We start from the raw sequence: 14,722 nt of genomic DNA on the forward strand, positions 1-14,722 counted from the left end.
AACCTTTATTTTCTTATCTTTCAAAAATAAGGTGATACTGCCACTTGGCAGCATCACCTTAAACACTTAAAAGTATCTTATTACCTTCTTTTTATTTATTGATTTTTAATGCGTTCTGCGAGTTCATTTAAATATTCCCAACGTTCCATTTGCATCATCAGCTCTTCTTCTATTTTTTCCTTTTCAGCTGTAAGTTCTTGAAGCTTTCCGAAGTTTGTAGCATGTGTGACCATATCATTTTCAATACTTTGAAGCTTTTCTTCTAAGGCTTCAATAATTCCATCAATTTGCTCATATTCTCTTTGCTCTTTGAATGAGAATTTTAATTTAGGGCTACCAATGCTTACCTTTTCTTTTTTAGGTGCTGCTGCCTTTTCTTTCCTTACCACAACTTCTTCAGCTTCTTGTATTTTACGTGCATAGTAATCTGAATAGTTGCCTGGTGTATAAATAATCTTGCCTTCACCCTCATATGCAAATATTTTATCTGCAATGCGATCTAAGAAATAACGGTCATGAGATACTGCAATAACAGGACCATTAAAATTATCAATATACTCCTCTAATATTTGAAGTGTGTAAATATCAAGGTCATTTGTCGGCTCATCCAGTAAAAGTACATTAATATCATCCATTAGTACACTTAAAAGATAAAGTCTTCTTCTCTCCCCTCCTGAAAGCTTCTCAATTGGTGAGTATTGTAAAATAGGTGGGAATAAGAAACGTTCTAACATCTTACTTGCAGATACCATTGTTCCATCTGCAGCTTTAATATACTCTGCCTTTTCCTTAATATAATCAATAACACGAAGCTTTGTGTTCATATCTTTACTTTCTTGTGTATAGTAACCAATTTTAACGGTGTCACCAATAGCTACACTTCCTGTGTCAGGTGCAAATTTTTCAGCAATAAGGTTTAGTAGTGTAGATTTCCCCATTCCATTATTTCCTACTATCCCTATACGATCGCCTCTTACAACTGTATAAGTAAAGTCACTTATAACGCACTTGCCATCGAAGCTTTTACTAACATCTTTCAGTTCAATAATCTTCTTACCAAGTCGACTACTACCAAGACCAATCTCCATTGTTTGCTTATTATTGCTACTCATGCGGTCTTCTAATTCATAAAAACGTTCCTGTCTTGCTTTTTGTTTTGTACGTCTGGCTTCTACACCCTTACGCATCCATTCAAGTTCTTGCTTATAAAGACTTGCATCCTTTTCTCTCTGGCGCTCTTCAATTTGTTCACGAAGCATTTTTTGTTCTAGAAAGGCTTCATAGTTACCTTCATATTTATAAAGCTTACCTTGATCAATCTCTACAATACAATTTGTAACACGCTCTAAAAAGTATCGGTCATGGGTTACCATAGCTAAGGCACATTTTTTATTTTTAAGCATATTTTCTAAATAATCAATTGTATCATTATCTAAATGGTTCGTTGGCTCATCTAATATGAGTAAATTACATGGACGAATAAGTGCACCTGCTAAGGCAATCTTCTTACGTTGTCCCCCTGAAAGATTTGCTACCTTCTGTTCAAAATCATTAATTCCAAGCTGTGTTAAAATAGCCTTTGCTTCACTTTCAAGTTGCCACGCACCTTGGGCATCCATTTGTCCACTTAAATCCATAAGCTGCTTCTGAAGCTTTTCATTCATAGGATCTTTTTCCAACTGTTGCGTAGCTTTTTCATATTCACGCAATACCTTCATAATAGGTGAAGTACCTTTAAAAACCTGCTCAAGCACAGTAGAATTTTCATCAAAATATGGATTTTGTGGTAAATACTCTATCACAAGTTCATTTGAAGTGATGACTTCACCTTGATCTGGTACTTCTAAGCCTGCCATGATTTTAAGAAGACTACTTTTTCCCGTCCCATTTACACCAATAATTCCTATTTTTTCACTACTATCAATACTTAAGGCAATATCATCAAAGATGACTTTTTCACCATATATTTTTTTAATATCACTTACAGACAATAAAATCATATTTCTTCCTCTTTCTATTATCTTTTTTGTCTTTCATTTAAACGCATAAACGATGTCGCATACGAGCTTTTTTCTCTCCTAAGTACACAATACGTATAGATTGCAAATAAAAAGGCACTAATTGTTCCACAAATGATGTCTTCCATTGTGTCTTTAAGGCTACCGAGCTGCGTAAAGGTACCAAGTAATTGGTCAGCTGAATACTCACAAATTTCCCACATAGCGGCACACATCACCGAAAAGGTGAATACAAAAAGTGCAATAACAATGTATCTTTTAGCCTTAAACAGTGTATAATCTGAATCTAAGCTCATTAGTACAACAAGCCCTATATAACCTAACAGAAAGCCTGATGTAAAATGAAGCAAAATATCCCACCAAAAAAACACATCATAAAACCTCAAATAAGTTCCTAGCCATTGACAGCAAAATACAAAAATGACATAACACATGCAGGCATTATTAGGAATTTTAAGTTTGCTAAGCCAGGTATACACCTCCGGCAAAAATGTCAAAAGCAAGCTCCCTATTAGTGCAAGTCCTTGTCCCCACTGTCCTATAAATAATAAAAAAACAGCATTTAAAATAAAAATAAGTCTACATATCCCAATAATTATTTTACTAACTTTCATTGTGCTACTCCTTTATATCCTTAGAGTTATGGTAAAATGCTTACGGCATTCTTACTTATTTTATGTATTCATGTTATTTTTAATCACATGCTTAAATAACTTATCTTATGTCTTAAACTTCTTCTATCTCACTCATCAAATGAAGTACCATATTTTCGCAGCATGCACCTGTCTCAGGACATATATGTGGTGCTTCTACCTCTTCTTCTGGTGAAAAACTTACCCAATACGCTGGCACAATATGTACATAACCACATATTTCACATTTGTAAAAATAATTTTCCATAGTAATGCCTCCTTAAAGTTTTAATGCTCTTCAATTATTATAGCATAAATCTCTCCATTTTCGCTTATACTATGAATGCATCTTAATAAGAGATGCACTGGCACCCAACACACCCTGTCATACTTCCATCATTTTTAAGATTTTGAACCCCAATCGTTCTATTTTAAAAGATTCTTTGAAATCTTTTATGCTGCAACTAGAACGATCCTTAGCCTTATCCCACTAATAATGCTTTTTAGCTTATTAGTATAAGACTTAGACTCACGTCTATCTTCTTTAAAAAAAGGAGTTCTTACGAAATTATCTTCGTAAGAGCTCCTTTTTGTACATTAAATCCACAGTTATTCTCATATCAAAAAGATGTGGCAAAACAGCTCAGCTATTTGCCACATTCTCTTAATTATTTACTTTTTTTGAAAGCTAAAAACTCATCGTAAGTACCGATACGATCAATTGTTCCATCTTCTGTAATTTCAATAATACGATTTGCAATTGTTTGCATGAATTGGTGGTCATGTGAAGTAAAGAGTACATTACCCTTGAATTCAATAAGACCATCATTTACTGCTGTAATAGACTCAAGGTCTAAGTGGTTAGTTGGTTGGTCTAACATAACAACGTTAGAACCAGAAAGCATCATACGAGAAAGCATACATCTTACTTTTTCTCCCCCTGATAATACTTTTGCTGGTTTAAGTGAATCTTCACCTGCAAAGAGCATACGTCCAAGGAAACCACGAAGATAGCTTTCTGTTTGATCTTCTGAGTATTGACGAAGCCAGTCAATAAGGTTTAATTCACAGCCTTCGAAAAACTCTGTATTATCTTTAGGGAAGTAAGATTGAGAAGTTGTTACACCCCATTTGAAGCTTCCTTCATCTGGCTCCATCTCACCTGCTAAGATTTTGAATAATGTTGTCTGTGCAATCTCATTCTCACCAATGAAAGCTATCTTATCATCTTTATTGACACGGAAACTTACATTGTTAAGTACTTTTACACCATCAATAGTTTTAGAAAGACCTTCTACTGTAAGAATTTCATTACCTACTTCACGATCTGGTGTGAAACGTACGAATGGATATTTTCTTGAAGAAGCTGGCATTTCATCAAGTGTTAATTTGTCTAACAACTTACGACGAGAAGTCGCTTGTTTCGCTTTAGATTTGTTAGCAGAGAAACGTTGAATGAAGTTTTGAAGTTCTTTAATTTGATCTTCTTTCTTCTTGTTTTGTGCTTTCATTAAATGTTGCATCATTTGACTTGATTCATACCAGAAGTCGTAGTTTCCTACGTACATTTTAATTTGACCGAAGTCGATATCTACTGTATGTGTACATACTGTATTTAAGAAGTGGCGGTCGTGAGATACTACGATAACAGTACCAGGGAAATCTAATAAGAAATCTTCAAGCCATTCTACTGAGTCAATATCTAAGTGGTTAGTAGGCTCATCGAGAAGAAGAATTCCTGGTTGACCAAATAAAGCTTGTGCAAGGAGAACTTTAACCTTTTCCCCACCTTGAAGCTCTTTCATTTGTAAGTAGTGTAAATCTGTACCAATTCCAAGTCCTTGTAAAAGTTGTGATGCTTCTGAATCAGCTTCCCAACCATTCATCTCTGCGAACTCACCTTCAAGTTCAGCTGCTCTTTCACCATCTGCATCAGAAAAATCTTCTTTTGCATAAAGTGCATCTTTTTCTTGCATAATCTCAAAGAGTCTTGCATTTCCACGGATAACTGTTTCAAGTACTTGACACTCATCATATTGATAGTGGTCTTGTTTAAGAACAGACATACGAATGTTTTTTGGAATTGCAATTTCACCTGTTGTGCTATCCAGCTCACCAGATAAGATTTTTAAGAAAGTAGATTTACCAGCACCATTTGCACCAATTACACCATAACAGTTACCTGGTGTAAATTTAAGATTAACATCTTTAAATAGCGTTCTTCCTGCAAATTGCAGGCTCATATTATTTACTGTAATCATCTATTTTATCATCCTTTATCTATAGATTTCATGACTTAAGTTTATAGTAAACTTAAATATGACATTTTTTTCTTTGAAATCTACCCTTGGGGTGATTTACTTCAACATTTTGTATTATAACATACTTTATGAAACATTGACCATATAAAATGTGGAAATTTTACACCAAGGTATTTAACTTATCACTTAATGTTTTGAGGCTATCTTCAATTTGTATAATATGAATCCCCATTCCTTTTGCCCGGTCCAAGGTACTACTCTTAATAGGTGGCATTGTTGTAACAAGTATTTTAATACTTTCTGGTCCCCCTAACCTCGTTGCATACACTTCTAACTCATTTAAAGTCTGGTAATCATATTTATCTGTATCTTTACATGAAATACAAATCAAATGATTATTTAATGTAGCCACCACATCCAGCTCATTGTGCACATGTTTTTCTGTTGTATGCCAGGCAAACTTAAATCCTGTATGCACATCTCTAATACCGGGAATGCTTTTCATATAGTAATAGGTTACATGTTCTAGCCATGCACCACTACTTAAATAATGCTCTATCTCTTTATTTTGTGCATAAACTCGAGTACTTACTTTATATTCTTCAAATCTTCTAATCCATTTTATCTCTTTTAAGTATTCTAGATAATGTCTTAAGGCAATTTGATGCTCTCTTTCAAGATCTAACCTACCTATTTCAAAGTAAAATTCCTTTTCATAAGGCGCACTAAAATGTAAGGTAGTGGGCTTAAACAGATGCTTGATTTTCGAAAATATATCCTCATAATGCTCAAGCAAAAAGTGAAGCATTGCCTCATACAACGGCGTTTCATACTTACTTTTCTCATCTTGTAAGACAAGGCCTCCACCTAATGCTAAGTAATCTTTTACCTCTAGCGAACCAATTACCTTTGATAAGATTTGTACTTCTAACTGATCCTGTCTAAAAACATATAAGCGATTTTGCCGGATATCAGGATATAACATAGTAACTTTATATTTGTTTTTTAAATTTGTCATAAGTAAAGCCTCTAACGGTGAGGTTCCTGCCAAGTTAACAGCCGCTTCTTCTTTTAAATAAGGCAAGAGCTGTTCTGTAAGCTCTAAAGGCTCTTCTTGCTCATAAAATACCACCTGCGTTTCAACTTGTATACGCTCTGATTTCATATAATTCAAGACTTGTTGCAACTTACTTTGAGGCGTTAGCTTTTCACTTGATACTAGAACAACCTGTTTTGGAGCTAAAATCTTCGTTAGCAGTGCCATTTCGTCATTAAAATTCTCAATAAAATGAATGAGTATGTGCCATTTCGTCATGATGCCATCTTCTCTCCTAATAATTACGACTACTTATGTCCTTATTCTATATAAAAAAGTAGCTAAATATACCTTTTGGTCTTTAGCTATTTAAAACTTGTCTTATAGTTGATATTCCTCTAATGCATCTTTTAAATGGTTTGTCACCTGTGTTAAGTTTTTCCGGCTTCTCCTACTCTAGCAGCTTCAATTGAGGCATTAAGTGCTAAAAGATTTGTTTGTCTTGTAATGCCAGTAATCATTGTAATAATAGACTGAATTCCTTCTGACTGCCTATTCAAAAGACTTTTTACATTTTTTCCCATGATTCGTGTAATAATTATTTACAATTTTTTGGTATGTTTTAAGTTTGTCCTCATAAAATATATTATAAAATTATTTACATTCTTTTCTTTTTAGTTTCATAGTGATAAAATATATCAAAAAATCAATTTGTATTTTTTAAGGAGGTTTATTGTGTCTATACTTACTTCTTTCGTTAACTATATGATTTATCTTATTGAGAAACTAGGTTACATAGGTATTTTCCTTGTTATAGGACTTGAATATGCTTGCTTTCCTATTCCCAGTGAAGTTGTACTTCCCTTTGTAGGAATGAGTATTCCTCAAACTTCACTTTCTTTTTTACCTAGTTTTTTAGTAAGTATTCTAGCTGGTCTGTCTGGTTCTCTTATTTGCTATGCTATTGGCTTTTATGGTGGCGAACCGCTACTAGCACGTCTTTCTAAACGTTCTACTGGTCTACAAACTGCTTTGGATAAATTTAATACTTGGTTTGCTTCCTATGGGCGTTGGGCCGTATTATTTACCCGCGTTGTTCCTCTTACACGTACTTACATTTCGCTTTTTGCTGGTGTTAGCCGTATGTCTATTGTTGAATTTCTGCTTTACTCTGCGACAGGTATTGCCCTCTGGAATCTTGTGCTTATGTCACTGGGATTTTATGTTGGTAATAATTGGACACTTATTGAAAGTCTTTTAAATACTTACAGTAATATTGTGCTCACCCTCGTTGCTATTGTTCTCATTGGCTTTATTTTATTAAAGCTTCAAAAGAAACAAGCTAAGTAAATCCTCTCCTTGTACTTTATTTTTTTGAATACTATAATAAAATTAAGTGTATAATTTAAAATACTCAGCTTACATCTCAAAATACATTAGATTGTAAATAGTGTATTTCATATACACAAGAGGAGGATTATAAAATGGAAAAAAAATTAGCACTGCTTGTAGAAGGTGGCGGTATGCGTAGTGCCTTCACTGCAGGTGTTTTTAAAGCATTTAATGAGCACCAGCTAAAATTCCCTTATATTATTGGTGTATCTGCAGGTGCTAACCTTACCAGTGACTATCTCTCAAATCAGTGCGATCGCAATGAACGACTTTATACAAAGTGGGTTACAGACAAACACTTTATCCACTTTACTAACTTACTAAAAGAAGGGGCTTACTTTGCTATGGATTTTCTTTTTCATGACTTACCCTATGAACTTGACCCCTTTGATTTTGATACTTTTTATGCCTCTGATACTTGTTTTAAAGCAGGTGTAACACATTGTCGTACAGGTAAAACATTTTATATGCATCCAAAAGATGCACGTACCAAAGATGAAACGCTGCTCATGCTTCGTGCCTCAAGCAGTATTCCCTGTTTATCAAGACCTGTTTTAATTCGTGGTCAGTATTATTTAGATGGTGCCTCTGTTAATGGTATTCCTATTGACAAATCCATAGAAGATGGCAATACACATCACATTTTTATTTCTACACGTAATCGTGGCTATCGTAAAGCTTACTCTAAAAGTATGCATCTATTAGCACAGCGTACACTCAGCAGCTACCCTGAACTGGTCCATCAAATGGCACATCGACATATTCATTATAATGCTTCTTTAGAACAACTCGAAACATTAGAAAAAGAGGGGCATGCCTTTATTATCAGCCCTCCTAATCCACTTCAGCTTGATCGTTTTGAAAAAAATGCTGATAAGCTCAAATTGCTTTTTGACGATGGTTATGAAGAAGGTTTATCTCGCATGCCTGATTTACTTGATTTCATGCGCTAATTACTTATCAAGCTATAAAAGGGTGTATATAAAATATCAGCGTTTAAGATAATAAGCTGATATTTTATATACACCCTTTTACTTTTAAAACATAAACTATTTAATTAAATCGGCAAACTCTGCATTTACTAATTTTTCTAGTGCACAAGGTGCCATTGTTACTTGGAATCCTACTTTACCCGCACTAAACGTCATTTTCTCTAATGCCTTGGCACTTACATGAATTGTTGTTTTAAAAAGCTTTTTCATACCGATGGGACTACATCCACCATGAATATATCCTGTGGTCTTTAAAAGATCCTTCTGATGTAGCATCTCTATACTTTTTTCACCCACAACTTTACTTGCCTTTTTTAAATCTAGTTCTTCATCTACCGGAATTACAAATACATAATTTGTCTTGCTATGTCCGACGGCTACAAGCGTTTTAAAAACCTGCTCCTTAGATTTACCAATCTTCTTAGCAACTGAATTACCATCTATCTTTCCATCCATCACTTCATATGAAGTTACCTCATAAGGCACCTTTGCTTTATCTAATAAACGCATGACATTTGTTTTAACATTTGCCATCAAAAAACCTCCCTTAAAGGCCTAAGAAGGACTGGTTAAACGTTCTAACTCTTCAAGATACGCAAGAGCTTCTCCTTTTGTATTTCCACACATTTGAGGCTCTGGCATTAAATCTCCACACACTTTAGGTCTTCTTGGATCTAAGAAAATCTTACAGCGATTATTTTCATCTAATTGAACACAGCGCTCCCCTGCTTTTTTCCCATTTGGCATACCTGGTATTGGAGAGCTAATAGATGGTGCAATACAACAAGCTCCACAAAAATCACGACATTCCATATTACTAGTCTCCTTTACTTTAACTCTTTTTCTTCTTAAGCATTTTATCCATTTATTTGCATACCCTAAATCTGAGTTCTTGGGTAATATTTATATTGTTTATTGTAGCATATTGCATCTCTAAATTAAATAGTAATATAATGAGAATAAATTTGATATTAAAGGAGTTTTTTTATGCGTTATATGATTATCTCTGACATTCATGGTTCTACACTTTTCTTAGAAAAAGTACTCAAAAAATTTCACGAGGAATCTTACGATTACCTTATTATCTTAGGTGATATCCTTTATCATGGTCCTCGTAATCCAATTCCTGAAGGCCACAATCCAAAAGGCGTTGTGGAGCTTCTCAATCCATTAGCCGATAAAATTATTGCCTGTCGTGGTAACTGTGAGGCTGAAGTCGACCAAATGCTTCTAGAATTCCCTTGTCTTAGCGATTATAGCTTAGCTTTTGATGAAGGCGTACGTCTCTTTGCTACACATGGTCACTTATATACAGCAAGTAACTTCCCTAAATCAGGAGGTAAAGAAATTTTCTTATACGGTCATACACACCTTTGGGAACTAAAAAAAGAAGACAATATCCTAGTGTGTAATCCAGGTTCTATTACACTTCCAAAAGAAAGTCGTCCACACACTTATGCAACTTTTGAAAATGGTGAAATGGCGATCTTTACAATTGAAGGTGACAAATTAGCCAGCTTATCTATTAACTAGTGAAATAAGCTCTTAATTATTAGTCAAAAAATTATATATTTTTCATCCTTTTTATGGTATTATAATGGTATAAACACTTTAGATTGTTTTAGTTATTTTACATTTTCTACAAATCATGATAGTATCATATGCATAACAATTTTTATTTAAAGGAGCTTACTTAAAATGGATAAAGGTAAAGTATTAGCCATCGTAGATGGTAGAGAAATTACAGAAGCAGATTTCATGGAACTCGTACAAAGCATTGGTCAAAATGCTATGCAATTCCAATCTCCACAAGGGCAAAAACAACTTGTTGATGAACTTGTAACACAAGAGTTACTTTACTCTGAAGCAAAAGAACTTAAACTTGATGAAGAAGAAGAGTTTGTACAAGCTTTAGAACATATGAAATCTACATTACTTAAACAATACGCTATGCGTAACCTTTTAAACAATGTCACTGTAACACCAGAAGAAGTTAAAACTTACTTCATGGCACACAGAGATGCTTTCAAAAAACCTGAATCAGCTAAAGCTAGCCATATCTTAGTTGACTCAGAAGAAAAAGCTAATGAAGTGCTTGCAGAAATCAAAGGTGGTCTTGACTTCGCTGAAGCAGCTAAAAAATACTCTAGTTGTCCATCTTCTTCACAAGGCGGAAACCTTGGTGAATTCACTAGAGGCCGTATGGTACCAGAATTCGAAACAGCTACATTTGCAATGCACGTTGGTGAAATCTCTGAACCAGTTAAAACACAATTTGGTTACCACATCATCAAATTAGATGATCTTACTCCAGAAGAGCCATCTAAACTTGAAGATATTGAAAACCAAGTAACAGACCAATGCCTCAATGCAAAACGTCAAGAAATCTACCTTGCAAAAAGAGAAGAACTTTCTAAAAAATATACAATCGAAATGAAATAAAAATGAGGTGGTAGCATAAAAGTGCTACCGCCTTTTTTAAGTTTATGGTAAGGCGGTAGCACTTTCATTCAATTTTAGAAGTTCCTTTGGCTGAAGTACAGCTTAATTGCTTATTTCACGTACTAGTAAGCTACATATTCTTCACTTATTTTGGGTTGTCCAATATAAGCTTAACAAGCTCTTCTGGCTTTTCTGCAAGGTGATGTGCACCGGCATTTAGAAGTTCTTCTTTTGTTCTAAATCCCCAGAGGACACCTATTGAAGTAACACCTGCATTTTTTGCTGTCAGCATATCAATATCTGAGTCTCCCATATAAATACAGGCTTCCTTTTGCACATCAAATTTCTTAATCAAGTCATAAATGCCTATTGGATTAGGTTTAGTAGGTACACCCTCTCTTTGTCCCATTACAAATGCTATTTGATCTTTAAATTGGCGTTTTATAAGCTCTGTAGCATAAACTTGTGCTTTATTTGTAAGTACTGCACATTGAATGCCCTTTGCATTTAATATAGTAAGCGCTTCTTGAATGCCTTCATAAGGCTTTGTATAGTCTTCACTATGTGCACCGTAATATTCATCAAAAACAGCTTTTACCTTTAAAACAGTCGCTTCATCTTTAGCCCCTTCTGGAAGTGCACGCTCTACCAACTTATAAATCCCACTTCCTACAAAATACTTGTATGCTGCCACATCATGTGTTTCATACCCAAAACTTTTTAAAGCATAGTTACAGGCATTGCTTAAATCTTCTATTGTGTCTAACAAAGTGCCATCTAAATCAAATATCGCTAATTGATACATAAATCCCCCTCCTTACAACCTTTTATCTTTAACTTATCGCTATACGCTTGTACCCTTTTATACACCTCTACCTAATTCAGGATTGGGTATATATACAGGTACTTCTTTTGTAATGTGTAATGTATTTTCTGTAACCTTGCATTCATATGCTAATATTGTAACACCTTTTTGACTTGCTTCATATAGCACCTTTGCAAACTTAGGGTCACGTGCTACATGAGGCGTAAAATAACGAATATTTTCCATTTGAATCACGAACAGTATATAGGCTTTATAACCTTCTTCTACAGCCTTAATTAACTCTTCTACATGCTTAGTACCTCGTTCCGTCTTGGCATCAGGGAATTTTACATAATCTTCCTCTTCTAGTGTTGCCCCCTTAATCTCCATATAGGCCTCTTCATTTTGGGACTGCATATAAAAATCAAAGCGTGAGTTCCCATAGGTCTTCTCACGCTTAATATTGATAAGTGGCATCTCCATATTAGGTAACTTTATGCTACCTGCTTTAAGTGCTTCTTCTACCACTGTATTCGGTGCTTGAGAGTCAATATTTACAAGTCTATCACCCTTTTGTACTGTAATTAATGAGTACTTTGTCTTACGTTTTGGATTATCATGGACTTGTAAATAAACCTTAACACCTGGTACTAATAACTCCTTGCAGCGCCCTGTATTCTTCACATGAACTTTTTCAAGAGACCCCTCTACCTCACAATAGGCAATAAAACGATTAGGTCTTTCTTTAAAAATTGCTTCTTTTACTTCTCCATAATACATGGCATTTCTTCTTTCTTTACGGATTTCTTCTATTTTTCATAAACTGAGCGATCAAGTACACCAATGTATGGTAAATTTCTATAACGTTCTGCATAATCGATTCCATAGCCTACAATAAATTCATCTGGTACTTCAAATCCCACATAGTCTACATCTACATGCTCCTTGCGTCTTGATGGTTTATCTAGAAGTGTACAAATTTTAACACTTTCAGGATTTCTTGAAAGTAAGTTTTCTTTTAAATAATGAAGTGTTAAACCACTATCTATGATATCTTCTATAATAAGTAAATGTGTATCCTCCACACTTGTATCTAAATCTTTAATAATACGTACAACCCCTGAAGATTCTGTAGCACTACCATAACTTGAAACAACCATAAAATCCATTTGTAATGGTAAGTCAATATGTCTTACTAAGTCACTTGTAAAAATATTAGAACCTTTTAAGATTCCAATTACCATAAGCTTTTTACCTGCATAATCTTTTGTAATCTGTGCACCAAGTTCCGCTACACGTTTTTCTAATGCTTCTTGTGAATATAAAACTTTTGCAATGTCTTGTCTCATGTTAATCTCCTCGCTTCATACTTCGAACTTTTTCTACATTATACCACAAAATGTTCGACATGCAAACATCATCGCTTCTAGTTTTATACTTTATACTATAATTTATGAAAAATAAGATTGCTTTCTATAAATATTGTACTAAATAATCGTACTGTTATTCATAATGGCACGATTATTTAGTACTTAGTTATATCAAATGCTATTTACCTTCTACACCACTATAGTTTTGAATAATAGCCTCTGCCACTTCAATACCATCTACTGCGGCCGATGTAATTCCACCTGCATAGCCCGCGCCTTCACCTGCTGGATAAAGTCCTTCAATATTACTCATATAAGCCGCATTACGTGGCATACGTACTGGTGATGAACTTCGTGTTTCAAAGCCCGTAAATACAGCTTCTGGATGAGCAAAAGCCTTCATTTTTTTACCAAAAGCTTCCATCCCTTCACAAATCGCTTCTGCTATAAAATCAGGAAGTGCTTCTCGCATATTCACAAATTTCACACCTGGCTTATAGCTTGGTTTTACAACACCAAGTTTTGTTGTTGGCACATTATTTAAGAAATCACCCACTAACTGCACTGGGGCTTTATAATCCGAACCACCAAGTTCAAAAGCCAGCTTCTCAAGCTTTCTTTGAATAATTACGCCTGCAAGTGGATGCTCACTTGGATAATCCTTTGGTCCTACGTTTACTAAAATAGCGCTATTGGCATTTGCTGCATCACGTGCATGTTCACTCATCCCATTTGTTACAAGCATGCCTTCTTCAGAAGCTGAAGCAATTACATAGCCTCCAGGGCACATACAGAAACTATAAACTGTACGTCCATTCTCACAGTGGTGTACTAATTTATATTCTGCTGCACCTAATTTTTCATGATCTTTAAATTGACCATACTGTGCTTCATTTACCCAATCTTGTAAATGTTCCACGCGCATCCCCATAGAAAATGGCTTTTGCTCCATATGCACGTTGGCATTATAAAGCATCTCAAATGTATCACGTGCACTATGACCAATGGCTACAATACAGTTTTCTGTATCAATACGCTCATTACCATTGACTTCTACGCCACACACCTTACCATCTTCAATAAAGATATTGGTAACTTGACTATTGAAGCGATAAGTCCCACCAAGTTCAATAATAGTTTTACGAATGTTTTTGACAACATCTCTTAAAATATCTGTCCCTACATGTGGTTTATTTTTATATAAAATATTCTCTGGCGCACCTGCAATTACAAATTCTTCTAATACCTTATGACAACGTTTGTTTTTAATTTGCGTTGTCAGCTTCCCATCTGAGAAAGTGCCTGCTCCCCCTTCACCAAATTGAACATTTGATTTAGGATCAAGTACGCCTTCTTTCCAAAAACGCTCAATATCTTTAACTCGCTCATCAACACTACTTCCACGTTCTAATAAAATTGGGCAAAATCCTTGTTGTGCTAGCATTAAAGCAGCAAATAAACCGCTGGGTCCACTGCCTACTACAACAGGTGGATTTTTCATTATTTTATCCCCTTTAGGTGGACATACATATTTATTGCTTGCATGTTTTAAATTTGGAAACTTCGCTAAAAGCTTCTCATCTTTAGTTGTTTCTACATCTACTGTATATACTAATTTAATATCATCTTTTTTTCTTGCGTCCACAGCTTCTTTAAAAATCATATAACTTAAAATATCGGCTGTTTTTATTTTTAACTTCTTAGCAATTTTCACTGGAAGTACTGTAATGTCTTCATTTAAATCTAGTTTAATATCTTGTACTCTGATCATAAT

At 34.7% G+C, this 14,722-nt stretch carries 15 protein-coding genes and 1 pseudogene; 4 read left to right on the forward strand and 12 right to left on the reverse strand.

From position 1 onward, the window contains the following. Window positions 1-95 precede the first annotated feature (95 nt). The 6 genes and pseudogenes from AC1VAQ_RS03130 to AC1VAQ_RS03155 all read right to left on the reverse strand — a co-directional run. Window positions 96-2,000 carry an ABC-F family ATP-binding cassette domain-containing protein gene (locus AC1VAQ_RS03130; protein ID WP_302595131.1) on the reverse strand — a complete coding sequence of 635 codons (1,905 nt, stop codon included), beginning with the start codon at window positions 1,998-2,000 and terminating at the stop codon, window positions 96-98. A gap of 17 nt (window positions 2,001-2,017) precedes the next feature. Next, on the reverse strand, window positions 2,018-2,632 hold the full coding sequence (locus AC1VAQ_RS03135; protein ID WP_302595129.1) for a DUF2238 domain-containing protein: 615 nt from the start codon (window positions 2,630-2,632) through the stop codon (window positions 2,018-2,020). Between the two features lie 112 nt (window positions 2,633-2,744). After that, on the reverse strand, window positions 2,745-2,918 hold the full coding sequence (locus tag AC1VAQ_RS03140) for a hypothetical protein (RefSeq protein WP_302595128.1): 174 nt from the start codon (window positions 2,916-2,918) through the stop codon (window positions 2,745-2,747). Between the two features lie 400 nt (window positions 2,919-3,318). Then, window positions 3,319-4,911 carry an ABC-F family ATP-binding cassette domain-containing protein gene (locus tag AC1VAQ_RS03145; RefSeq protein WP_302595125.1) on the reverse strand — a complete coding sequence of 531 codons (1,593 nt, stop codon included), beginning with the start codon at window positions 4,909-4,911 and terminating at the stop codon, window positions 3,319-3,321. A 160-nt stretch (window positions 4,912-5,071) separates the two neighbouring features. Next, window positions 5,072-6,226, reverse strand: coding sequence for a Card1-like endonuclease domain-containing protein (locus tag AC1VAQ_RS03150; protein ID WP_302595122.1), 1,155 nt, complete (start codon window positions 6,224-6,226; stop codon window positions 5,072-5,074). Between the two features lie 158 nt (window positions 6,227-6,384). Then, window positions 6,385-6,507, reverse strand: a pseudogene (locus AC1VAQ_RS03155) (methyl-accepting chemotaxis protein); the annotation flags it as partial. Window positions 6,508-6,682: 175 nt separating this feature from the next. Between AC1VAQ_RS03155 and AC1VAQ_RS03160 the strand changes: the two are divergent. Both AC1VAQ_RS03160 and AC1VAQ_RS03165 read left to right on the forward strand, forming a co-directional pair. Next, on the forward strand, window positions 6,683-7,297 hold the full coding sequence (locus AC1VAQ_RS03160; RefSeq protein WP_302595121.1) for a DedA family protein: 615 nt from the start codon (window positions 6,683-6,685) through the stop codon (window positions 7,295-7,297). A 134-nt stretch (window positions 7,298-7,431) separates the two neighbouring features. Next, the gene (locus tag AC1VAQ_RS03165) at window positions 7,432-8,292 is read left to right on the forward strand and encodes a patatin-like phospholipase family protein (RefSeq protein ID WP_302595120.1); all 861 of its coding nucleotides are present in this window, start codon (window positions 7,432-7,434) and stop codon (window positions 8,290-8,292) included. A 96-nt stretch (window positions 8,293-8,388) separates the two neighbouring features. Here the strand turns inward: AC1VAQ_RS03165 and ybaK are convergent, their stop codons facing one another. Both ybaK and AC1VAQ_RS03175 read right to left on the reverse strand, forming a co-directional pair. Next, window positions 8,389-8,865: a Cys-tRNA(Pro) deacylase gene (gene ybaK / locus AC1VAQ_RS03170; RefSeq protein ID WP_302595119.1), complete on the reverse strand. Its 477-nt coding sequence runs from the start codon at window positions 8,863-8,865 to the stop codon at window positions 8,389-8,391. A 21-nt stretch (window positions 8,866-8,886) separates the two neighbouring features. Next, complete coding sequence (locus AC1VAQ_RS03175; RefSeq protein ID WP_302595118.1) at window positions 8,887-9,144, reverse strand: YkgJ family cysteine cluster protein; 258 nt, start codon at window positions 9,142-9,144, stop codon at window positions 8,887-8,889. Between the two features lie 174 nt (window positions 9,145-9,318). Here AC1VAQ_RS03175 and yfcE point away from each other — a divergent pair, with 174 nt between their 5' ends. Beyond that, complete coding sequence (gene yfcE / locus AC1VAQ_RS03180; protein WP_302595115.1) at window positions 9,319-9,864, forward strand: phosphodiesterase; 546 nt, start codon at window positions 9,319-9,321, stop codon at window positions 9,862-9,864. Between the two features lie 165 nt (window positions 9,865-10,029). Next, complete coding sequence (locus tag AC1VAQ_RS03185) at window positions 10,030-10,773, forward strand: peptidylprolyl isomerase (protein WP_302595113.1); 744 nt, start codon at window positions 10,030-10,032, stop codon at window positions 10,771-10,773. A 145-nt stretch (window positions 10,774-10,918) separates the two neighbouring features. Here the strand turns inward: AC1VAQ_RS03185 and AC1VAQ_RS03190 are convergent, their stop codons facing one another. The 4 genes from AC1VAQ_RS03190 to AC1VAQ_RS03205 form a co-directional block, all read right to left on the reverse strand. Continuing rightward, a complete protein-coding gene (locus AC1VAQ_RS03190; protein ID WP_302595111.1) occupies window positions 10,919-11,578 on the reverse strand; it encodes an HAD family hydrolase in 660 nt (219 codons plus the stop codon). A 57-nt stretch (window positions 11,579-11,635) separates the two neighbouring features. Continuing rightward, complete coding sequence (gene sfsA / locus AC1VAQ_RS03195) at window positions 11,636-12,358, reverse strand: DNA/RNA nuclease SfsA (protein ID WP_479903450.1); 723 nt, start codon at window positions 12,356-12,358, stop codon at window positions 11,636-11,638. 29 nt (window positions 12,359-12,387) lie between these two features. After that, window positions 12,388-12,927, reverse strand: coding sequence for a hypoxanthine phosphoribosyltransferase (gene hpt / locus AC1VAQ_RS03200; RefSeq protein WP_302595107.1), 540 nt, complete (start codon window positions 12,925-12,927; stop codon window positions 12,388-12,390). 199 nt (window positions 12,928-13,126) lie between these two features. After that, window positions 13,127-14,719 carry an NAD(P)/FAD-dependent oxidoreductase gene (locus tag AC1VAQ_RS03205; protein WP_302595105.1) on the reverse strand — a complete coding sequence of 531 codons (1,593 nt, stop codon included), beginning with the start codon at window positions 14,717-14,719 and terminating at the stop codon, window positions 13,127-13,129. Between the last annotated feature and the right edge of the window lie 3 nt (window positions 14,720-14,722).

It is taken from the genome of Cellulosilyticum sp., assembly GCF_982396655.1.

What these genes read in the sequence shown, in the direction of transcription:
- AC1VAQ_RS03130 (WP_302595131.1), bottom strand. Translation starts at nt 2,000, where the DNA reads ATGATTTTATTGTCTGTAAGTGATATTAAAAAAATATATGGTGAAAAA.
- AC1VAQ_RS03135 (WP_302595129.1), bottom strand. Translation starts at nt 2,632, where the DNA reads ATGAAAGTTAGTAAAATAATTATTGGGATATGTAGACTTATTTTTATT.
- AC1VAQ_RS03140 (WP_302595128.1), bottom strand. Translation starts at nt 2,918, where the DNA reads ATGGAAAATTATTTTTACAAATGTGAAATATGTGGTTATGTACATATT.
- AC1VAQ_RS03145 (WP_302595125.1), bottom strand. Translation starts at nt 4,911, where the DNA reads ATGATTACAGTAAATAATATGAGCCTGCAATTTGCAGGAAGAACGCTA.
- AC1VAQ_RS03150 (WP_302595122.1), bottom strand. Translation starts at nt 6,226, where the DNA reads ATGACGAAATGGCACATACTCATTCATTTTATTGAGAATTTTAATGAC.
- AC1VAQ_RS03165 (WP_302595120.1), top strand. Translation starts at nt 7,432, where the DNA reads ATGGAAAAAAAATTAGCACTGCTTGTAGAAGGTGGCGGTATGCGTAGT.
- ybaK (WP_302595119.1), bottom strand. Translation starts at nt 8,865, where the DNA reads ATGGCAAATGTTAAAACAAATGTCATGCGTTTATTAGATAAAGCAAAG.
- AC1VAQ_RS03175 (WP_302595118.1), bottom strand. Translation starts at nt 9,144, where the DNA reads ATGGAATGTCGTGATTTTTGTGGAGCTTGTTGTATTGCACCATCTATT.
- yfcE (WP_302595115.1), top strand. Translation starts at nt 9,319, where the DNA reads ATGCGTTATATGATTATCTCTGACATTCATGGTTCTACACTTTTCTTA.
- AC1VAQ_RS03185 (WP_302595113.1), top strand. Translation starts at nt 10,030, where the DNA reads ATGGATAAAGGTAAAGTATTAGCCATCGTAGATGGTAGAGAAATTACA.
- AC1VAQ_RS03190 (WP_302595111.1), bottom strand. Translation starts at nt 11,578, where the DNA reads ATGTATCAATTAGCGATATTTGATTTAGATGGCACTTTGTTAGACACA.
- sfsA (WP_479903450.1), bottom strand. Translation starts at nt 12,358, where the DNA reads ATGTATTATGGAGAAGTAAAAGAAGCAATTTTTAAAGAAAGACCTAAT.
- hpt (WP_302595107.1), bottom strand. Translation starts at nt 12,927, where the DNA reads ATGAGACAAGACATTGCAAAAGTTTTATATTCACAAGAAGCATTAGAA.
- AC1VAQ_RS03205 (WP_302595105.1), bottom strand. Translation starts at nt 14,719, where the DNA reads ATGATCAGAGTACAAGATATTAAACTAGATTTAAATGAAGACATTACA.